The 20610-nt window shown below is 70.6% G+C and carries 18 protein-coding genes; 13 read left to right on the forward strand and 5 right to left on the reverse strand.

Annotated features, from left to right (window positions below; all coding sequences use genetic code 11):
* Positions 1–97: 97 nt before the first annotated feature.
* Positions 98–2542, reverse strand: a complete 2445-nt coding sequence (locus ACFQU3_RS06965) for a Tex family protein (protein ID WP_385908069.1) — start codon at positions 2540–2542, stop codon at positions 98–100.
* 192 nt (positions 2543–2734) lie between these two features.
* Here ACFQU3_RS06965 and ACFQU3_RS06970 point away from each other — a divergent pair, with 192 nt between their 5' ends.
* Positions 2735–3226, forward strand: coding sequence for an adenosine-specific kinase (locus ACFQU3_RS06970; RefSeq protein WP_385908071.1), 492 nt, complete (start codon positions 2735–2737; stop codon positions 3224–3226).
* Between the two features lie 39 nt (positions 3227–3265).
* Here ACFQU3_RS06970 and ACFQU3_RS06975 read toward each other — a convergent pair whose 3' ends face one another.
* Positions 3266–4036: a FadR/GntR family transcriptional regulator gene (locus tag ACFQU3_RS06975; protein WP_385908073.1), complete on the reverse strand. Its 771-nt coding sequence runs from the start codon at positions 4034–4036 to the stop codon at positions 3266–3268.
* Entirely contained in the window at positions 4033–5460 is a 1428-nt protein-coding gene (locus tag ACFQU3_RS06980; protein WP_385908074.1) for an amidase, read from the reverse strand. Before ACFQU3_RS06980 ends, ACFQU3_RS06975 begins: the two co-directional genes overlap by 4 nt.
* 167 nt (positions 5461–5627) lie before the next feature.
* Here ACFQU3_RS06980 and ACFQU3_RS06985 point away from each other — a divergent pair, with 167 nt between their 5' ends.
* The 11 genes from ACFQU3_RS06985 (at position 5628) to ACFQU3_RS07035 (ending at position 15635) form a co-directional block, all read left to right on the forward strand.
* Positions 5628–6683, forward strand: coding sequence for an isocitrate/isopropylmalate dehydrogenase family protein (locus ACFQU3_RS06985; RefSeq protein ID WP_385908076.1), 1056 nt, complete (start codon positions 5628–5630; stop codon positions 6681–6683).
* Positions 6680–8209, forward strand: a complete 1530-nt coding sequence (locus tag ACFQU3_RS06990; RefSeq protein WP_385908078.1) for an ABC transporter substrate-binding protein — start codon at positions 6680–6682, stop codon at positions 8207–8209. The genes ACFQU3_RS06985 and ACFQU3_RS06990 overlap by 4 nt, the downstream gene beginning before the upstream one ends.
* Before the next feature lie 104 nt (positions 8210–8313).
* Positions 8314–9264 carry an ABC transporter permease gene (locus ACFQU3_RS06995; RefSeq protein ID WP_385908080.1) on the forward strand — a complete coding sequence of 317 codons (951 nt, stop codon included), beginning with the start codon at positions 8314–8316 and terminating at the stop codon, positions 9262–9264.
* The gene (locus ACFQU3_RS07000; RefSeq protein WP_385908081.1) at positions 9261–10175 is read left to right on the forward strand and encodes an ABC transporter permease; all 915 of its coding nucleotides are present in this window, start codon (positions 9261–9263) and stop codon (positions 10173–10175) included. The genes ACFQU3_RS06995 and ACFQU3_RS07000 overlap by 4 nt, the downstream gene beginning before the upstream one ends.
* Positions 10176–10231: 56 nt before the next feature.
* Complete coding sequence (locus ACFQU3_RS07005; protein ID WP_385908082.1) at positions 10232–11212, forward strand: ABC transporter ATP-binding protein; 981 nt, start codon at positions 10232–10234, stop codon at positions 11210–11212.
* Positions 11209–12036 (forward strand): ATP-binding cassette domain-containing protein, encoded by an 828-nt coding sequence (locus ACFQU3_RS07010; protein ID WP_385908084.1) that lies wholly within the window; start codon positions 11209–11211, stop codon positions 12034–12036. The genes ACFQU3_RS07005 and ACFQU3_RS07010 overlap by 4 nt, the downstream gene beginning before the upstream one ends.
* On the forward strand, positions 12033–13544 hold the full coding sequence (locus ACFQU3_RS07015) for an aldehyde dehydrogenase family protein (protein WP_385908086.1): 1512 nt from the start codon (positions 12033–12035) through the stop codon (positions 13542–13544). The genes ACFQU3_RS07010 and ACFQU3_RS07015 overlap by 4 nt, the downstream gene beginning before the upstream one ends.
* The gene (locus tag ACFQU3_RS07020) at positions 13541–14320 is read left to right on the forward strand and encodes an SDR family NAD(P)-dependent oxidoreductase (RefSeq protein WP_385908088.1); all 780 of its coding nucleotides are present in this window, start codon (positions 13541–13543) and stop codon (positions 14318–14320) included. The genes ACFQU3_RS07015 and ACFQU3_RS07020 overlap by 4 nt, the downstream gene beginning before the upstream one ends.
* A 78-nt stretch (positions 14321–14398) precedes the next feature.
* Positions 14399–14833 carry a hypothetical protein gene (locus ACFQU3_RS07025; protein ID WP_385908090.1) on the forward strand — a complete coding sequence of 145 codons (435 nt, stop codon included), beginning with the start codon at positions 14399–14401 and terminating at the stop codon, positions 14831–14833.
* A gap of 137 nt (positions 14834–14970) precedes the next feature.
* A complete protein-coding gene (locus ACFQU3_RS07030; RefSeq protein WP_385908092.1) occupies positions 14971–15210 on the forward strand; it encodes a hypothetical protein in 240 nt (79 codons plus the stop codon).
* Positions 15207–15635, forward strand: a complete 429-nt coding sequence (locus tag ACFQU3_RS07035; protein WP_385908094.1) for a hypothetical protein — start codon at positions 15207–15209, stop codon at positions 15633–15635. Before ACFQU3_RS07030 ends, ACFQU3_RS07035 begins: the two co-directional genes overlap by 4 nt.
* Before the next feature lie 262 nt (positions 15636–15897).
* On the opposite strand, the gene ACFQU3_RS07040 is transcribed toward ACFQU3_RS07035, so the two are convergent.
* Together ACFQU3_RS07040 and ACFQU3_RS07045 are read right to left on the reverse strand one after the other, a co-directional pair.
* Positions 15898–16350 (reverse strand): hypothetical protein, encoded by a 453-nt coding sequence (locus ACFQU3_RS07040; RefSeq protein ID WP_385908096.1) that lies wholly within the window; start codon positions 16348–16350, stop codon positions 15898–15900.
* A 458-nt stretch (positions 16351–16808) separates the two neighbouring features.
* Complete coding sequence (locus tag ACFQU3_RS07045; RefSeq protein ID WP_385908098.1) at positions 16809–17444, reverse strand: DUF6318 family protein; 636 nt, start codon at positions 17442–17444, stop codon at positions 16809–16811.
* 348 nt (positions 17445–17792) lie between these two features.
* Here ACFQU3_RS07045 and ACFQU3_RS07050 point away from each other — a divergent pair, with 348 nt between their 5' ends.
* Complete coding sequence (locus tag ACFQU3_RS07050; RefSeq protein ID WP_385908100.1) at positions 17793–20609, forward strand: McrB family protein; 2817 nt, start codon at positions 17793–17795, stop codon at positions 20607–20609.
* The last annotated feature ends 1 nt before the right edge of the window (position 20610 follow it).

The raw sequence follows: 20610 nt of genomic DNA on the forward strand, positions 1-20610 counted from the left end.
GACCGGCCCCTCATGGGCCCGACCCACCACAGACAGTCGACCAAAGACTGGCCCGGATCACAATGGTCTGGGCCGTGGGATGTGGGCGTCCGACCCCTCAGCCGGTGAAGCCGGCGCGCCGGAGCGCCTCGGCCATCGCGCTGTCGACGGGAGCGTCGTCTCGGCGCTGCCGGCCTGCCGGTCCACCCTGCCCCCGCCCCTGCGTCTGTCGCTGACCCTGTCCAGCCTGCCGCTGACCCGGTCGCGGTGGCTGACCACCCCCGCCACGCTGGCCTGCACCGGACCCGCGCTGGCCGCCCTGCGCGGTGCCGCCCGGCGTCACCTCGTCGTCGAGGCGCAGTGTCAGCGAGATGCGCTTGCGAGGCACGTCGACGTCGAGCACCTTGACCATGACGACGTCGCCGGGCTTGACGACCTCGCGTGGGTCGCGCACGAAGCTCTTCGAGAGTGCGGAGACGTGGGCGAGGCCGTCCTGGTGCACGCCGACGTCGATGAACGCGCCGAAGGCCGCGACGTTCGTGACGACGCCCTCGAGCGTCATGCCGGGCCTCAGGTGCTTGATCTCCTCGACACCCTCCTTGAAGGTGGCCGTCCTGAACGTCGGTCGCGGGTCGCGGCCCGGCTTGTCGAGCTCGCTGAGGATGTCGGTGACGGTCGGGAGCCCGAACGTGTCGTCGACGAAGTCGGCAGGCCGGATCGCCTGGAGCGCAGGGGTGTTCCCGATCAGTGAGGTGAGCTTCCGGCCCGTGGACTCGAGCATGCGGCGGACGACCGGGTAGGCCTCCGGGTGCACCGCCGACGCGTCGAGCGGGTCGTCGCCCCCGGGAATGCGGAGGAAGCCCGCCGCCTGCTCGAACGCCTTGGGCCCGAGGCGCGGCACGTCCTTGAGGGCCCTCCGGGTGCGGAACGGCCCGGTCGCGTCGCGGTGCGCCACGATGCTGTCGGCGAGGCCGGGCGTGATGCCCGAGACGCGGGTCAGCAGGGGAGCGGAGGCGGTGTTGACGTCGACCCCGACAGCGTTGACGCAGTCCTCGACGACCGCGTCGAGAGACCGCGACAGCGCGGTCTGGCTGAGGTCGTGCTGGTACTGGCCGACGCCGATCGACTTCGGGTCGATCTTGACGAGCTCGGCGAGCGGGTCCTGCAGGCGCCGCGCGATCGACACGGCGCCGCGGAGGGAGACGTCCATGCCTGGCAGCTCCTGCGACGCGAAGGCCGACGCGGAGTAGACCGATGCGCCGGCCTCGGAGACGACCGCCGTCGCCAGCCCGAGCTCCGGGTGGCGCTTGACGAGTTCTGCGGCGAGCCGGTCGGTCTCGCGCGAGGCCGTGCCGTTGCCGATGGCCACGAGCTCGACGGAGTGCTCCTTGGCCAGCCTCGCGAAGGTGGTGATCGAGCGGTCCCACTGGTTCTGCGGGACGTGTGGGTAGATGACCTCGGTGGCGACGACGCGGCCGGTCCCGTCGACGACCGCGACCTTGACGCCCGTGCGGAAGCCCGGGTCGAGGCCCATCGTGGCACGCGCACCGGCAGGGGCAGCGAGCAGCAGGTCGCGCAGGTTGGCGGCGAACACGCGTACGGCCTCCTCCTCGGCGGCGCGGCGCAGCTGCATCCGCGCGTCGATGCCGAGGTGGACGAGGATCTTCGTGCGCCAGGCCCAGCGGACCGTGTCGGCGAGCCACTTGTCCGCGGGGCGGCCGCCGTTCTCGACACCGAAGCGGCGGGCGATGGAGCGCTCGTATGCCGTGGGGCCGGGTTGCTGCTCGGCGGCTGGGTCCTCGGGGTGGATCTCGAGCGAGAGGATGTCCTCCTTCTCGCCGCGGAAGAGCGCGAGGATGCGGTGAGACGGGAGCTTCGACAGCGGCTCGGTGAACTCGAAGTAGTCGGAGAACTTCGCGCCTTCCTCCTCCTTTCCCGATCGGACGCGCGACCCGAGGTGGCCCTGCCGCCAGACACGCTCGCGCAGGTCTCCGATGAGGTCGGCGTCCTCGGCGAAGCGTTCGACCAGGATGGCGCGGGCTCCCTCGAGAGCGGCAGCGGCGTCTGCGACGGCTCGCTCCGGGTCCACGAATGCGGCTGCGGCCGTATCGGGCTCGGTCTCAGGGGAGCCGATCAGCAGGTCGGCGAGGGGCTCGAGGCCGGCTTCGCGAGCGATCTGCGCCTTGGTGCGGCGCTTGGGCTTGAAGGGGAGGTAGATGTCCTCGAGGCGTGCCTTCGTCTCGGCTGCGAGGATCTGCGCGCGGAGGGTGTCGTCGAGCTTGCCCTGCTCCTCGACCGAGGCGAGCACGGCCGCGCGGCGCTCCTCGAGCTCCCTGAGGTAGCCGAGACGCTCCTCGAGCGTGCGCAGCTGCGCGTCGTCGAGCCCGCCCGTGGCCTCCTTGCGGTAGCGCGCGACGAACGGGACGGTCGAGCCCCCGTCGAGCAGACCGACGGCTGCGGTCACCTGGCCGTCGCGAACTCCGAGCTCTTCGGCGATGCGACGCTCGATCGACTGCACACCCACAGAATCCCACTCCTTGTCACCGACGCCTGAGGCACGCATTCTGCCGGGCACGAGATCGCGGCCGGACGGCGACCCACCGAGCGAGTGCACGCGCCGACGCCGGGCGGGCCGGCGAGGCGGCCGGGCGCCCACCCACGGCGAGCCGTTGCGGTCGGGAGCCCACGGGCGGACCCTTGAGCGGGGCTGTCACGAGGCCCCCGAGGTAGTCGCACACGAGGGAGGGAGGCCGCCATGAGCGAGCCGGCGATCGTCACGGTGCCCGTCGAGGTGCCGGAGGGGCTCAACGTCATCCTCGGACAGTCCCATTTCATCAAGACCGTCGAGGACCTCTACGAGGCACTCGTCGGCAGCTCGCCGCACCTTCACTTCGGCATCGCGTTCTGCGAGGCCTCCGGCCCACGCCTCGTCCGTCGGTCGGGCAACGACGACGAGCTCGTCGGCCTGGCGGTCGACGCAGCCGTCGCCGTGGGGGCCGGGCACTCGTTCGTCGTGTTCCTGCGTGACGGCTTCCCGGTCAACGTCCTCAACCAGATCAAGGTGGTTCCTGAGGTGTGCCACGTCTACGCCGCGACAGCCAACCCGCTCGAGGTCGTCGTCGTGCAGACCGACCAGGGGCGCGGCATCCTCGCGGTCGTCGACGGCGCATCGCCGCTCGGCGTGGAGACCGAGGAGGACGAACGCGCCCGGCACGCGCTCTTGCGCACGATCGGGTACAAGCTCTGACCGTGGGTGACCGGGTGCACGAGCACCGACGGCGTTCGGTCAGTTCGCGAGCAGGGCCTTGAGCGTCGCGCGCTCGGAGGCGGGCACGTAGCTGGCGTAGTAGTCGTAGAGGCTGTGCAGGGAGGCGTGCGCCGCGGCCGGGCCGTCGCCTTCACGGATGGCGGTGAGCACCTGCTCGTGGTGGGTGAGCGACCGCTTCATGAGCGCCTTCGAGTTGCGTGCGTGGGCGATCTTGTCGGAGATGAGCGAGAGGACGGTGTCGCGTACGACGGCGTTGCTCACCTGGATCAGCGTGTTGCCGCTGGCGCGGGCGATGGCCTCGTGGAAGGCGAAGTCGGCCTCGCTGAACGACGTGTAGCCGCCGCTGACCGCCCCGCGCATCCGCTCGATGGCCGCCTCCATCTCGGCGAGCTGCTCGTCGGTGCGCAGGATGGCGGCGAGCCGGTTCGCCGTCGAGTCGAGCATCATCCGTGAGACGAGCAGCTGCGCGAGAGTCAGGTGCTCGGCCCGGGCGAGGCGGCGCATCTGCTTCGTCAGCCCGCCTGCCGTGACGGGCAGGATCTCCGGGCCGTTGGGGTCGCCGGGTCGGGAGCGCACGACGCCGTTGCTGGACAGCACCCGCAACGCCTCGCGCACGGTGGCCCGGCTCGTTCCGAACTGGACGACGAGCTCGCGCTCGCTCGGCAGGCGCTGCCCCGGCCGCAGCTCACCCCTGGCGATGGCCTCCTCGATCTGCTCGACGATGCGCTCGTAGAGCCGCACCGGACGCACCTGCTCGAACCCCCGCGGGTCCCCGGCTGTCTCAGTCATGCGCCCGCACCTGCTTCGGGGATGGGCCAGGCAGGTGTCGCCTCGGCCCCTCGGTGCTGCTCGTACCAGTCGACGGCACGGAGCACACCCACGTCGTCGAAGCGTCGGCCGGACACCTGCAGCCCGATGGTGCGTCCGTCGGACGTGAACCCGCAGTTCACGCTGGCCGCCGGCTGGCCGGACATGTTGTACGGGGCGGTGAAGCCGATGTGCGCCATGCCCTCGTCGGTCTCGCCCCAGGGCATCGGCCACTCCGCTGGGAACGCGGCCACCGGTGCCACCGGCGAGAGCACGAAGTCGAAGGCCTCGGTCGCCGTCACCGTGGCCCGCTGCAGGGTCATGATGCTCGCGTAGTCGCGCAGCACGGACCGGCCGTCGACGTCAGCCACGGCGAGAACCCACCGCTGGATGAAGGGCAGGACGCGCTCGCGGGCGTCCTGCGCCAAGGCCTCGAAGTCGACGAGCGACCGCACGCGCCAGAACTGGTCGAGGTCGGCGAGCATCCGCTCCGTCATGAACGGCGGGACCTCTGCCACCCTCGCACCCGCCGCCGCGAACACCTCCGCCGCGTGCTCGACGGCGGTGCGCACCTCGGGATCGAGCGGCATCCCGCACCCGGCGTCGAGATGCAGGCCGATGCGCAACCGCGTCACGTCGAACGCCGCGGGGTCGAGGGACAGGTCGAGCTCGGCGGGAGGCAGGCTCGTCCAGTCGCGTGGGTCGGGACGGCTGATCACCGACATCAGGAGCGCCGCGTCCGGCGCGGACCGCGTCATCGGGCCGGCCGCGCGCCCGAGGTAGGGCGCGTCGAGCGGCACCCGGCCCGCGCTCGGCTTGAGAGTGGTGAGCCCGAGCCAGGTGCCCGGCAGCCGGATGGAGCCACCGATGTCGGTGCCGACGTGCAGTGGCCCGTAGCCGGCGGCGGCCGCCGCCCCGGCGCCCGAGCTCGACCCCCCGGTGGTGAGGACAGGGTTCCAGGGGGATCGGGTGATGCCGTGCAGGCTCGACACGCCGGAGCTGAGCATCCCCCAGTCGGGCATGACGGTGGAGCCGAGGATGACGCCCCCGGCCTCCTCGATGCGTTCCACGACCGGGCTGCTGCGCTCGGGCCACACGGGTGTGAGGCCGGCGTTTCCGGCGGGCATGGGGACGCCCGCGCGGGCCAGATTCTCCTTGACGGTCAAGGGAACTCCGTCGACCGGACCGATCGGCTCGCCCTTGCTCCAGCGCTTCTCGCTGCGTGTCGCGGCGTCCTCTGCACCCTCGAGGTCGAGCTGCCAGAACGCGTTGAGCTGCGGCTCGCGCGCCTCGATCACCGACGCGACATCGTGCAGCACGTCGACCGGGGAGAGGTCCCCGGTCCGGTAGGCCGCCACGAGCTCTGTCGCGGTGAGGTTCGCCGCTCGCGAAGAGGAGTTCGTCATCGATGCCCTTCCCTCATGGACGGCCGTGGGGCCGTCTGGCGGACCGGACGAACCCTTGACATCCGGCCTGATGAGAGCAACCGTACCTGTCAATGCAGAAAAGTCCACTGGTCAGACCAGTGGATGAGGCTGGGTCGACGACGACCCATCCGGACGGACGGAGAACCATGACGGTGCGACTCGCAGTGATCCCTGGCGACGGTGTCGGGCCCGAGGTCGTCGCGGCCACCGTGCCGGTGTTGCGTGCCGCTCTCGAGCAGCAGGGGGAACGGCTCGAGACCACCGAGCTCGACTGGGGCGGTGAGCGGTTCCTCCGGGAAGGTGCGGCCATGCCGGCCGACGGCGCGAGCACCATCCGGGCCCACGACGCGGCACTCTTCGGGGCGGTGGGACGTCCCGACGTGCCCGACCACGAGCTGGTCTGGGGCCTGATCATCGGGCTGCGCCAGCAGCTCGACCTCGCCGTCAACATCCGCCCCGTACGCGCGTTCCCCGGCGTGCCGAGCAAGGTGCGCGACGTCGAGGGTGTCGACCTGGTGATCGTGCGGGAGAACACCGAGGGTGAGTACGTCGGCGCAGGTGGCCTCGCCCACGCCGGCACCGGCCACGACCTCGGCATCGAGGTGGCCGTCCACTCGCGCCGTGCCATAGAGCGTGCCGCGGAGCACGCCTTCAGCCTCGCCGAGCAGCGCACCGGACGGCTCGCGCTGGTCACGAAGTCGAACGCGATGAAGCACGGCTACCCGCTCTGGGACGCCGTCGTACGCGAGGTCGGGCAGCGCCATCCCGACGTCGAGCTCGAGATCGTGCTCGTCGACGCCATGGCAGCGCGCATGGTGCAGAGTCCCCGCTCGCTCGACGTGCTGCTCGCGGGCAACCTCTTCGGCGACATCCTCAGCGACCTCGCCGCCGTCCTCGCCGGCGGGATGGGGATGGCGCCGAGCGCGAACATCCTGCCCGGCAGTGACGTGCCCGGCGTCTACGAGCCGGTGCACGGCTCCGCACCCGACATCGCGGGACGTGGCATCGCCAACCCGACGGCCTGCATCCTCTCCGGCGCGATGCTCCTCGACGACCTCGGCCACGAGGCCGCGGCCAAGGCTGTCCGGGAGGCCCTGGCTGCAACCCTGACCACACCGGTCAACCACACCCCAGACCTCGGTGGCTCGGCGAGCACCTCCCAGCTCGGCGCCGCGGTCCTGCACGAGATGGAGACACGATGAAGCACACCCGCACGGGCATGGCAGCGGCCAGCGTCCTGCTCCTCGCCCTCACGGCCGCCTGCTCGGCCGGGTCGGGCACGTCGACGTCCGGCGGCACCGGTGGCAACGGTGGAGCAGGGGCCGACAAGAACCTCACCGTCGGCCTCGTCGCGGAGCCTGCCAGCCTCGACTTCACCACGAAGGACGGCGCCGCGATCCCGCAGGCCCTCCTCGACAACGTCTACGAGACGCTCGTCAAGGTCGACCAGGACGGACAGATCAAGCCGGCCCTCGCCAAGGCGTACAAGGTCAGCGACGACGGCAAGACCTACACCTTCGACCTCGTCGACAACGCGAAGTTCAGCGACGGGCAGCCCTTCACGGCCAAGGACGCCGCGTTCTCGATCAACCGGGTCAAGACGGACTGGACGGTCTCCCTCAAGGCGTCGATGGAGGTTGTGCAGGACGCCAAGGCGCTCAGTGACACGCAGCTGCAGGTGACGCTCAGCAAGCCGAGCAACAACTGGCTCTACAAGATGTCGACCCGCGTCGGCGCGATGATGACCGAGAAGGGCGTGGCCGACCTCGCCACGAAGCCCGTGGGCACCGGCCCGTACGTCTTCCAGACGTGGAAGCGGGGCGACTCCATCAGCCTCAAGGCGAACCCGAGCTACTGGGGCACCAAGCCGTACTTCGAGCAGGTCACGCTCAAGTACTTCAAGGACCCGACGGCGCTCAACAACGCCCTGCTCACGGGCACGATCAACGTCATCGGCACGGTGCAGGCACCGGAGTCGCTCGCGCAGTTCGAGGGCAACGACAAGTACCAGATCATCGAGGGCACGACGAACGGCGAGGTGCTGCTCTCGTTCAACAACGGCAAGGCACCGTTCGACGACCTCAAGGTGCGCCAGGCGGCGCGGTACGCCATCGACCACAAGGCCCTGCTCGACACCTGCTGGGCGGGGCGAGGCACCCTGATCGGCAGCATGGTGCCGCCGACCGACCCGTGGTACGAGGACCTGACCAGCCTGTACCCGCACGACCTCGCGAAGGCCAAGGCTCTCGTCGCCGAGACGAACGCGGCTGCCACGCCGGTGCGACTGCGCATCCCGTCGCTGCCCTACGCCGTCTCATGCGGCCAGGTCGTCAAGAGCCAGCTCGAGCAGGCCGGCTTCAAGGTGACCCTCGACCAGCTCGAGTTCCCGGCCGTGTGGCTGACGACGGTGTTCACCGACGCCGACTACGACATGTCGATCGTCGCGCACGTCGAGCCGCGCGACCTGCCCGCCGTGTTCGGTGACCCGAAGTACTACACGCGCTACGACAACAAGCAGCTGCAGAGCGACCTCGCAGCCGCCGACGCCGGCACACCGGAGGAGCAGGTGACGCTCATGAAGAAGGCCGCCAAGGAGCTGTCGCAGGATGCCGCCGGCGACTTCCTCTTCCTGCTGCCGAACCTCATCGTCGCCGAGAAGGGCATCACCGGCCTGCCGAAGAACGCCATCACCGAGTCGTTCGACCTGAGCGGTCTCGCCCGCTCCTGACGTGTGACGCCCCGGCCGCGTCGCCGGCCGGGGCATCGCAGCCTCTCACTCGACCGACTCCACCCCGACCACCTCCACCCGCCGCGCGACCTCGACAGGACACCATGCTGCTCCAGATCGTCAGACGCACCGCGATCCTGCTCGCCAGCCTCGTCGTCAGCTCCGTGCTCGTCTTCGCCTTCATGGTGCTGCTGCCGGGCGACCCCGCCCGCGTCGCCCTCGGCGTCAACGCGTCGGAGGCGGCGGTCACCCAGCTGCGCCAGGAGTTCGGGCTCGACCGCCCCCTCGTGGCCCAGTACCTCTCCTGGGTCGGTGGGCTCGTGCGGTTCGACCTCGGCACGAGCTACGTGTCCAGGGCCGAGATCGCTCCGCAGATCGTCGACCGCCTGCAGGTGACGATGTGGCTCGTCATCTGCGCGATGGTGCTCGCCGTCGTCATCGCCGTGCCGTTCGGCACGCTGATGGCGCTGCGCCACCGCCGACCGAGCGGCCTCGTCCTCTCGGCCATCTCGCAGGTGGGTGTCGCCGTGCCCGCGTTCCTCGCCGGCATCCTGCTCATCACCGTGTTCGCCGTGAAGCTGCAGTGGCTGCCGGCCAACGGCTGGACACCGCCGAACGAGGACCCCGCCCAGTTCCTGCGCCAGCTCATCCTGCCCGTGCTGTCCCTCGGCCTCGTCCAGGGGGCGGTGCTGACGCGCTACGTGCGCAGCGCCATCCTCGACGTGCAGCGGGAGGACTACATCCGCACCGCGCGGGCGAAGGGGCTCAGCCGGGCGCGGGCCCTGCGGCGGCACGGATTCCGCAACGCCGCCATCCCGGTCGTGACGGTCCTCGCCCTTCAGCTCGCGACCCTGCTCATCGGGGCTGTCGTCGTCGAGCGGGTGTTCGTCATCCCGGGTCTCGGCAGCCTGCTCCTCGACCAGGTGAGCAACCGCGACCTGATCTTCGTCCAGGACGTCGTCATGCTCCTCGTCTTCGCCGTGCTGTTCGTCAACTTCGTCGTCGACCTGCTCTACCTCGTCATCGACCCGAGACTGAAGGTGGCTGCCCGATGAGCTCCGAACCGATCCGTCCGGCAGCGTCGCTCGACGCTCCCGTCTCGGCAGTCCCCGTGGTGGACGTCGCTGTCGCCGGCTCGCCGGTGCGCCGCCGGCCGGGTGCCAGCTTCTTCGTCGGAGCCGCGATCGTCGGCCTCGTCGCACTCATGGCGGTCGTCTCGTTCGTGTGGACGCCGTACGACCCGACGTTCGTCGACGCCGCCGCACGGCTGCGTGGCGTGGGCGACGCCGGGCACCTCCTCGGCACCGACAAGCTCGGCCGCGACGTTCTCAGCCAGATTCTCGTCGGGGCCCGCACGACCCTCTTCGTCGGCATCGTCGCGGTCGGCGTCGCCGGGGTCATCGGCGTGCCGCTCGGCATCGTCGCCGCGATGGCGCCGCGGTGGCTCGGCGAGACGCTGATGCGCGGCATCGACCTGCTGCTCGCCTTCCCCGCGCTGCTCCTCGCCATCATGTTCACCGCCGTGTACGGGGGCAGCACCCTCGTCGCGATGGTCGCCATCGGCATCGCGTCCGTGCCGAGCTTCGTGCGTCTGGTGCGCAGTGGCGCGCTCCAGGTGCTCAGCACCGAGTACGTCCTGGCGGCGCGCGCGGCCGGGCGCGGGCCGTGGGCGATCGGGCTGCGCCACGTGCTGCCCAACGTCAGCGGGCTCGTCATCGTGCAGGCGTCGGTCTCCTTCGCCATCGCCGTGCTGGCCGAGGCCGCCCTGTCGTTCCTCGGTTACGGAACGCCCCCGCCGACGCCGAGCTGGGGCCGGATGCTCCAGGAGAGCCAGGAGCTGCTCTTCGCGGCCCCGCGCCTCGCCATCATCCCGGGCGTCGCCATCGCGCTGGCCGTGCTCGGGTTCAACCTGCTCGGTGACGGCCTGCGCGACCACTACGACCCGCGACTGGAGGACCGACGATGAGCGCCGTTGCAACGCAACAGAGCCCAGCGGTATCCGGCTCTTCGAGAGTGCTCGACGTGGAGGGTCTCGACGTGCGGCTCGGGCGGTTCCACCTGCTGCACGACGTCAGCTTCACCATCGACCGCGGCGAGCGCGTCGGGCTCATCGGGGAGTCCGGGTCGGGCAAGTCGCTGACGAGCCTCGCGCTGCTCGGGCTGCTTCCCGAGGACGCCCGGATCGGCGGCTCGGTGCGCCTCGCCGGTGTGGGGTACGACCTCGTCGGTGCGCGCGAGCGCGACCTCGCGCAGGTGCGGGGGCGGGACGTCGCGATGGTGTTCCAGGAGCCGATGACGGCGCTCAACCCGACGATGCGCGTCGGCGACCAGGTCGCGGAGGCGATCACCATCCACGCCGGCCGGTCATCGCGTGCCGGCGGGGCCCGTACCGACCGCGCCGGAGTGCGCAGCCGGACGGTCGAGCTGCTCGACCAGGTGGGTCTGCCGAACCCGGCCGACGCCGCTCGCGCCTACCCGCACCAGCTCTCGGGTGGCCAGCGCCAGCGCGTGGTCCTCGCCATCGCACTGGCCAACGACCCGGCCCTGCTCGTCTGCGACGAGCCGACGACGGCCCTCGACGTGACCGTGCAGGCACGTGTGCTCGACCTCATCGTCCGCGGCGTCACGGCACGCGATGCGGCCATGCTCTTCATCACGCACGACCTGTCGGTCGTCGCCACCGTGTGCGAGCGGGTGCTGGTCATGTACGGCGGCCGGGTCGTCGAGGCCGGGCCGGTCGAGGAGGTCTTCCGCCGCCCTCGGCACCGGTACACGCAGGGCCTGCTCGCGGCATCCGACCTCGACACCGCAGAGCCCGGCGGCCGACTGCCCACGATCCGCGGCTCGGTGCCGCCGGCCGGGGCGTTCCCGGACGGCTGCGTGTTCCGCAGCCGGTGCGACTACGCCACGAGCGAGTGCGCCGTGCTGCCGCCGTGGACCGGCAGCGATCCCGGCCACGGGTACGCGTGCATCCACCCCGCCGGACAGGAGGTCGCGCGATGACCGCGGCGATCAGCGTGAGCGACGTGCGTCGGTCGTACCACCGGCCCCGAACGTCCCTGCGGCAGAAGGGTCCCGTCGTCGAGGCGCTCAAGGGCGTGTCGTTCGACGTCGAGCGCGGTGAGCGCTTCGGGATCGTGGGGGAGTCGGGGTGCGGCAAGTCGACGCTGATGCGGTTGCTCGCGGCCCTCGACCGGCCGACGAGCGGGGAGATCTTCGTCGAGGGCATGGAGGTCACGGGCCGGCGCGAGAGCGACCTCGGTTTCCTCCGGTCGAACCTCCAGCTCGTGTTCCAGGACCCGATGGGCTCGCTCGACCCGCGCATGCGAGTGCGCGACATCATCGCCGAGCCGCTTGTCGCGCAACGGCTTCCGGGTCAGGCGAAGCGGGTGGCAGAGCTGCTCGATGCCGTCGGGCTGCCGGCCGAGGCGGCTGACCGCTTCCCGCACCAGTTCTCCGGCGGCCAGCGCCAACGCATCTCCATCGCGCGCGCTCTCGCCCCTTCTCCGTCGATCCTGCTCGCGGACGAGCCGGTCAGCGCCCTCGACGTGTCCGTGCGCGCTCAGGTGCTCAACCTCATCATCGACCTCGTGGGCGACCTGGGCCTCACCTTGGTCTTCGTCTCGCACGACCTCTCGGTGGTGCGACACGTCTGTGACCGGGTCGCCGTCATGAGCGACGGCGAGATCGTCGAGACCGGGCCGACGGAGCAGATCTTCGACGACCCGCAGCACCCCTACACCCAGCGCCTCCTCCGGGCGGCGCCCAGCATGCGCCGTGCCCTCGAGGGCGCCGGCGCCTCGGACCTACTGGGAGACGGACGGTGACCACCATCCACACGCCAGAACATCCATCCGGCCTGCCCGTCGGCGACTCGTGGGTCGACGTCGAACAGACCACGGCCGTGACCTTCCCGTTCACGGGCGAGCGTGTCGCCGATGCGCCGGTCGGAACCAGCGAGCTTGCCAGGCAAGCGGTCTCGCATGCCTTCCAACTGCGTGAGCGCGTCGGCTCGCTGCCGTCGCACGTGCGCCGGACGGCACTGGCCGAGGCGCACCGTGTCGTTGCCGAGCGGCGCGTGGAGTTCGAGCGGCTGCTCGTGCTGGAGACGGGCAAACCGCTCGTCGACTGCCGGGTGGAGGTCGACCGCACTCTTCTCACGCTGGCCACCGCGGCCGAGGAGGTCGCCAGGCTGCACGGGGAGACCGTGCCGCTCGACCTCCTGCCGAGCGGCGAGGGGCTGATCGGCTTCTGGGTCCGCAAGCCGATCGGCGTGGTCGTCGGCATCGCCGGCTACAACTACCCGCTGCTGCTGGCGACGCACAAGCTCGCGCCAGCCCTCGCGGCCGGTTGCCCGGTCATCATCAAGCCGGCGCCGCAGACCCCGCTCGCCACGCTCTGGCTCGTGCACATCGTGCGCGAGGCGCTGGCCGCCGCGGGTGCGCCGCGCGGCGCCGTGCAGCTCGTCACGGGCGGGGTCGACGTCGGGGTCGCCCTGACGACCGACCGGCGGGTCGGCGCCGTGTCGTTCACGGGCTCCGCCGCGGTCGGTCACGCCATCGCCCGTGACGCCGCGCCGACCAAGGTGCTGCTCGAGCTGGGTTCGAACTCGGCCCTCGTGGTCGCGGCCGATGCGAATGTCGAGGCGGCTGCGAACGCGGTCGTGCGAGGCGGCTACTACGCCTCCGGCCAGGCCTGCATCAGCGTGCAGCGGGTCGTCGTCGTCGAGGAGGCGAGGGCCGCCTTCCTGGAGGCGCTGTCGGCCCGGATGGCCGAGGTCGTCGTCGGGGACCCGCGTGACGAGACGACGCGGGTGTCGGCGCTCATCGACGCGCGGTCGACCGAGCGTGTGATGTCTTGGGTCGAGACGGCGCGGCGCGCCGGAGCGACGGTGGTGCACGGTGGCTCGGTGCGCGACGGCATCATCGAGCCCACGGTGCTGCTCGACGTGCCTGACGGTGAGCTCGCGTGGGACGAGGAGGTCTTCGGCCCTGTCGTCGTGGTGCGCTCGGTGCCGGACCTCGACGCCGCGATCGAGGTGGTGAACAGGTCGCGGTACGGCCTGCACGCGAGCGTCTTCACCGAGGGGCTCGGCAGCGCGTTCACCGCGATCGACCGCATCGAGACCGGCGGGGTGGTCGTCAACGAGGTGCCGGGGTTCCGCTCCGACGTGATGCCCTACGGCGGTGTCAAGGACAGCGGTGTCGGGCGCGAGGGTCCTCGCTTCGCCATCGAGGAGCTGACCGTGACGCGAATGGCGATCATCCGGCCATCGGCGTCGACGCCGACGGCCACGACACCGGCCCCTGCCATCGGAGAGGGGGCAGCACCGTGACCGACCGACCCGACTACACCCGGCTCTTCCGGCTCGACGGGCGTCGTGCCGTCGTCGTCGGTGCCGGAAGCGGTATCGGACGCGAGAGCGCCCTGGCCCTCGCGGCGCAGGGCGCCGAGGTCGTCTGTGTCGACCGTGACCTGCCGGCCGCTGAGCAGACGGCAGCCCTGGGAGCGGGCTCCGCGGCATACGAGCTGGACGTCATGGACGCCGATGCCGTGGCGCGGGCGGCGGTCGACCTCGGCGACGTCGACATCCTCGTCTTCACCGCGGCGACGAACGTGCGCAAGCGCGTGCTGGACTACACCGGGGAGGAGTTCGACCGTGTCGTCGGACTCAACCTGCGTGCCTCGTTCGACCTCGTGCGGGCCTTCGGGGCCGGGATGGCGCAGCGCGGGCGTGGCAGCATCATCGGCTTCAGCTCCATCCGGGCCGTGACGGTGGAGCCCGGCCAGGGCGTCTACGCGGCGACGAAGGCGGGTCTCGTGCAGCTGCTGCGCACGGCTGCGGCCGAGCTGGGGCAGCAGGGGGTGCGGGTGAATGCCATCGCGCCCGGCATCGTCGACACGCCGCTCACGGCGCAGATCCGGGCGGTACCCGAGTGGTCGGAGGCGTACGCGAGCAAGAGCGCCCTGGGCCGTTGGTCGCGGCCGGACGAGCTGGCCGGAGCCGTGGTGTACCTCGCCTCCGACGCGTCGTCGTTCGTCACCGGCAGCCAGCTCTTCGTGGACGGCGGCTGGACCGTGATCGACGGGCGGTACACGCCACCCATGTGACGGGAAGCGTGAGGCCGCCGGCCGGAGGGGTGTGGACGACGGGCACCGGCTGTCACCGGTGGCAGCCATCCTCGACGCATGCGCTTCGACGAACTTCCCAGGGACTGGGCCCAGCGACCGATCACCGACCCGGACGTCTTCGAAGGGGTCGTCGACCTCATCGCGACGGAGCAGTCACGGTCCGAGGGGGCGACGTACCTGCTGCTCTGCCACCCGAACGGCAGGCTGCTCCAACCCATCTGCCTGCCCGACGAGCCGCGCCGCGTCGACGTGGCGCAGGTGCTCGAGGGCGTGACTCTCCTCCTGTCCGAGGTGGCCCGTCACGACGTGCACGACGTCGTGATGGTCATCGCCCGGCCGGGCCGGGTCACGCCGACGCCGCGAGACCGCGACCTGCGCGCCGCGTTCGAAGGAGCCTGCCGCACTGCCGGGTTCACGCTGCAGGGCGTGGCCATCGCGGCCCCGGAAGCGGTGGCGGTCCTTCCCGCGGAGGGCGACAGCGCCGCGGCGTGAGCCAGGTGGCGAGGGGGACGTCGAGGCCGGCGGAAGCGGCGGCGACGTCCCCTCGCCCCCTGTGCGGGTACGGGGGTAGCGTCCAGAGAGCGGTCGCTGTCGCGGCCGTGACGCCGACCCGTGGAGGAGCGATGGCCGTGAACGCGCACGCGAGCAGGGCGGTCACCGCGCGACCGCGTGAGCGCGTGGACCTCGGAGTGGCGTGGTGGGCGGCGCTCGTCGTGGTGAGCACCGCCCTCGGTCTGGTCGGCCTGAACGACCGTGGCTTCCTCAGCGTCTTCCTGTGGAGCGTCGTGGGCTTCGTCCTGGGGTCCCTCGTCGCGATCGCGGTCCGCGGGCGGGTCGCGCGGGACGGCTCCAGGGAGGTCCTGCGATGACGTGGCTGCTCGTGGGGGCCGCCGCCGTTCTCGGCGCCGCGGTCACGTGGGTCCTGACCGCGCGCCGCGAGGCGGACCGACCCGAGGACCTCGATCGCGTCGACCAGACTGACGAGGGCGACGACTCCAGCGCGTTCGGTGGCACGCCCACACCACCGTCTGCGGAGATCGGGCCTGCCGAGGGCTGGATGCGCGACGCCGAGGACGAGGACGCCCTGCTGGCCCACGACGAAGTTGACGCCGAGGTCGCACGAACCGTGAACATCCCACCCGTGCGTGCGGCCACCCCGACTGGTGACGTCGCGGGGGTCGGCGAGCCCGAGACCGTGGCTGCCGTCGAGGCCGAGTCCGAAGCCACGGCGCCCTCACCAAACGGCGAACCAGCCGAGGACCCGCGCGCTCGCGACCGAAGTGCGCCGGACTGAGGTGCGCCGGGCTGAGATCCTCCGAGCTGAAGCGCGCTGGACTGAAGCGCCCTGATCCCGCTAGCGGCCGTGCTCGCGGGTCTGGCCCTCGAGGTGGACCGAGTCATCCCCTGTGCACTGAGTCATCAGGTGACTCACCAGGGGCATGACCTCGCCCGCGGGCCCGGAGCTCCGCCTGAGTCATCCAGCGACCCAGTGCACAGCGTGCCCGAGCACAGTGCCCGCCCTTCCCGGCGGTTCGGCGTGGGCCGGCACGGATGGGTCAGCGGTTGACGAGGACGCTCTTGGCCTGCCGGACCGTCACCGTCGTGCTGGGTCCTGCCACGGTCACGGTTGACGGGATCTCGTCCCACGTCGACCCGTCGAGGCTGAACTCAGCGCCGAACTTCGTGTCGACGTGCACCGGGAACGTCCCCTTCGACCGGTAGACGTGGGTGATGTCGCCGTCCGGGTAGACGCCGCCGCTCGAGGTCGTCGGGCCGACACTCGACCCGTCGCCGAACACGTAGGTGAACCCGATGAGCTTGGGACGGATCTGCACGGGGATCCCACGCAGGACGGAGCGGTCGACCTCACCTGGCTGGAACCCCTTGCCCGTCCAGTTGACCTTGTAGAACGTGCGGAGGTTGACGAGCGTCGTGTTGCCCGCGGGCTGGCTCGAGATCTGCGGCTTCGACCACGGCGTCCGCATGAACTGGGCCTTCAGATCAGCCATCGTCAACGTCGGCCGCGCCCCCGGCGCCACATCCGAGGCACAGGTCAGGCCCCGAGTGCGCCAGGGTTCGGTCACCTCACCTGCCGTGATCGTGCGTCGCCAGATGCGAAGAAGCGGCCCGAGCTCACCTTCGGGACAGTCTCGTAGAGCGTGTGTACAGGAAACTTGCTCGGTGGCGCTGTCGGGCTTGGCCTGCGGACAGTCATTCAGGGATATGTATTCGTAGCGTGGAGCGTCTGCTGGGCGGTCGACGACTGGGCTGCCCTTATCTCCGGGGAATTTCTCAAGGGCCAAGACTTCGGACCTCGGCATGAGCTTGGCGAGCGCAGCGGTGTCATCGACATCGCATTGCACGACGAGCCCGCACGGCTCGCCCGGCTTTGGCCTGTCGGAAGCCGAGGCAGGTGTAGCAGGAGTCAGCGCCACGAGGACCGCTGCGGCGGCCAGTTTGCAATATTTCACGTCTTGACCTTCTGCAAACGGCTAATCGTCCAGTGATCGTCACGGAACGTCAGAGAAGCCAAGAATGACGCTCTTCCCGTTGGCGTTACGTCCACGCGGGCGCCAGAGGCGTTCAGGATTGGCACTGCTTGCTGGTCGATGTCTAATAGAACCTGCCGATTTCCGTCGGTGAAGTTGAGTGGTGACACGTTTGAGACTGTGACGAGGTCCGCGCCGTATCGTCGACCCTTTTCTTTCAGTTGCCTCACGCCATCGGAGAAGGCGACGCAAGTGACGCAATCAGGCGACGCAAGGTGCTCGATTGCTGAACTATCGGCCGAACGGAATGCAACGTTGAGTTGTTTGAAGTAGTAGCGGACGTACGCGGCGCCACCGTCTTCGTCGTTCTCCCGCGCAGCAGCGGGGATCTTGGCCAGGACGGGGTCCACGGACGTCGTCGGGCTCGCGGTGGTGGACTGGGGCGCTGACGCCGTCGTCGACGTCGACGTGGTGCTGACCGGCGGCGTCGTCGCCGTCGGACCGGGGTCGCCGCCGGTGCAGGCAGTGACGGTGAGCAGAGCAGCCAGCGCGGCGGCATACGGAAGCAGCGTGCGGCGTCGGCGCAGTCGGTCCGGGCGTGCGGCTGCGGTCATCGGCGTCCCCTGTCGATCGTCGATCATCGTGCGGTTACGAGGCGAAGGGGCGTTTCGCACCCTTCGTCCACCTCGGCAACTTCTCACGATCCTGCCCGACCCGCACCTCGTGCACGCCACGTCGTCCACAGGCACCCCCCGCCTTCGAAGTGCCCACGAGGACGGGCGACAATGGTGGCGCTTCGCTGCCGTCAGGGGCCGTTCGACGCTGCGATCGCGGGGGTCATGGGCGACACCCACGAGTTTCGGAGCACGGGCGACTGGCAGGTAACCTTTTCGCGGTCCTGCGCGCACCTCCACGCGCGCAGTAGCTATTTCGCCCAAGAAGTGGGCGTGCAAGGGAGCCCCATGTCTCGCACCGACAGCGTCGACGTCAAGCGTTGGCGCGCGAAGTACGCGCTCATCGAGCGTGCCGCCGAGGCCGACAAGGACGCCCAGGCCCTCTTCGCCGAGCTCGACTCGGAGCGCGCCGCCCGCAACGGCGAGCTGCGCGAGATCCTGGCCGACCTCGTCGCCAGCAGCGACCTCGTCGCCTTCAAGGAGGCGATGAACCAGTGGGCCCGCAAGGACGGGCCCTACGTCGGCTTCGCCGCCTTGGGCGGGCCCTGGCTGGCCTCGCTCGTCCGCCGCGCCGAGGAGGAGTACGCCGAGGTCGTCGACCTGCTCAAGCTGGCCCTGCAGACGCCGGCCTCCCCGCAGGACGCCGCCGACAAGCTCCAGGCCATGGAGGCGTTCCTCGCCCGCGGTGGCGCTCGCGGTCAGCGTGCCCCGGGACCGGCCCACACGGCATACGTCCTCTCGCTCTTCTGGTCGACCGACGACGGCGGCGCGTGGCCGCTCATGTGGGAGAACGCGCCGCACATGCTCCAGCGGCTCGGTTGGCTCGAGCGCGGCCTGAGCCACGCGGAACGGTATGTCGCGTTCGCCGACCTGTGCGCGGCGCTGCGTCCCGAGGACCCGCGGTATGCCGCGCGCATCCTCTGGTACCTCAAGGAGACGGAGGCGTTCGTCGGCGTCGCACCCAAGGCGCTCGACGTGTGCGTCGAGGCCGCCGAGATCGCGGCGGACTTCCGCCCGGCCACCGGCTACTCGAGCGGCAAGCGCGAGGAACGTGCAGCCGACCTCGCCCGCCAGCTGCGTGGCGAGGCCGACCATCTTTCCGACAGCCTCATCGAACGGCTCTCCGGCGAGACCGGCCTGTACCTCGAGGCCCCCACGCTCGCGCTGCAGCACCACCCCGGTGAGGACGCGGCGTACCGCTCGGACCTGTATGCCGCCTGGATCCTCGTGGGCGGTGCCGGCGCTCCCGGCTTCCGCCTCTGGGTCACCCCCTCGGGTGTCGCGTTCGGTCTGCATGGTGGCTGGGAGGGCGAGTCCGACCAGCAGCACCGCGAGGTCGGCACGATCGTGCAGGAGCACCTGCCCCGCGGGCTGACCTTCATCCGCGTCCACGACGACGGCCGGCCCGACCGCCTCGAGCCCGTGGGCCGCGAGTACCCGTCGGGAGAGACGTTCGTCGGCCGGTGGTGGAAGGGCGAGGAGGCGCTCGGCCGCGCCGACTTCGCAGACGACATCATCGCGACGGCCCGCACCCTGACGCCGCTGCTGCGGTTCATGACCTCGAGCCAGCGGGGCCCGCTGGACGACCCGAGCCTCGAGCTGGCCGCCATGGTCGACCTGGAGAGCGAGGTCGAGATCTTCAAGACCGACCGGCCCTACCCGAGCGAGCGCGACGCCTGGCACCAGGAGCAGCGGAGGGTCTTCGCCGCATGCCTGTCGCGTGAGGGGCTCGAGGACTTCGACCTGCCGACCTTCAAGCGCATCGTGTCGACCCGCGGCTACGGCGACATCGGCGCGCAGTCCGTCCTCATCAGCAGCATCAACGCCCTCGACGCGGCGGGGATCGACGAGCTGCGCGTCATGGTCCGCGACCTGCTCTGGGGCGAGGGTCGCGACGAGGAGCGGATCAACCGCGTCCTCGGCTCCGACGACGTGCCGGTGCAGGGTTTCGGCGAGAGCGTCGTGCTCAAGCTCTTCTCCATCGCGCACCCGGAGCACTGGCTCCCGCTGTTCACCCTCGGCGGCGACTCCGGCAAGATCGCGATGCTCGGCCGGCTCGGGGGGCCGGCGCGCTGGACCGAGGGCAAGTCCCGGGGTCGCACGCACGTCGAGACGAACGCCCTGCTCAAGCAGACCCTCGACCCGCTCCTCCCGGACGACCCCTGGGGCCAGGCACAGCTCGCGTACTGGCTCATGCGCCGCTCCGACAAGGCGCTCATGCCCGACCACGACGCGCTCGGCGAGGCCGCGCAGGAGCTGCTCATCGAGGAGGACTTCCTCCGCGAGATCCGGGCGCTGCTCGAGGAGAAGAAGCAGGTCATCTTCTACGGCCCGCCCGGCACCGGCAAGACCTACCTGGCCCAGCGTTTCGCACTGGCCCTGCAGCCAGACCCGGCGAAACGCGACATCGTCCAGTTCCACCCGAGCAGCAGCTACGAGGACTTCTTCGAGGGCTTCCGCCCGCAGATCGACCACCAGGGCCAGATGGTGTACGAGCTGCGCAAGGGACCGCTCGCCCTCCTCGCGGAGGCAGCCGAGGCCGACCCGCTGACGCCGCACATCATGATCATCGACGAGATCAACCGCGCCAACCTGCCGCGCGTCTTCGGTGAGCTGCTGTTCCTCCTCGAGTACCGCTCGCACTCGGTCAAGACGAGCTACCGACCCGACGAGGGCTTCGAGCTACCGCCGAACCTCTACTTCATCGGCACCATGAACACCGCCGACAGGTCGATCGCACTCGTCGACGCCGCCCTGCGCCGCCGGTTCGACTTCGTGCCGTTCATGCCCCACGACGGGCCCATGGAGGGGCTGCTCCGTCGCTGGCTCGAGGCCCACGACGGTCCCGTCTGGGTCGCTGAGCTCGTCGACCGCGTCAACGAGGACCTGCGTCGGGCGCTGCGCGGTCCGCACCTGCAGATCGGCCACAGCTACTTCATGCGCCCTGGTCTCGACGGGGACGAGGCGACGCTGCGTCGCATCTGGGACTACAACGTCTACCCCTTCATCGAGGACCAGCTCTACGGCCGCGAGCACGAGCTGGCCCAGTTCCGTTGGGACAACGTCAAGGCGCGCTACGGCCAGTTCGACCTGACGAGATCCTGAC

Origin of the sequence: Terrabacter sp. GCM10028922 (assembly GCF_042666095.1) — a bacterium.
Classification (GTDB): Bacteria; Actinomycetota; Actinomycetes; order Actinomycetales; family Dermatophilaceae; genus Terrabacter.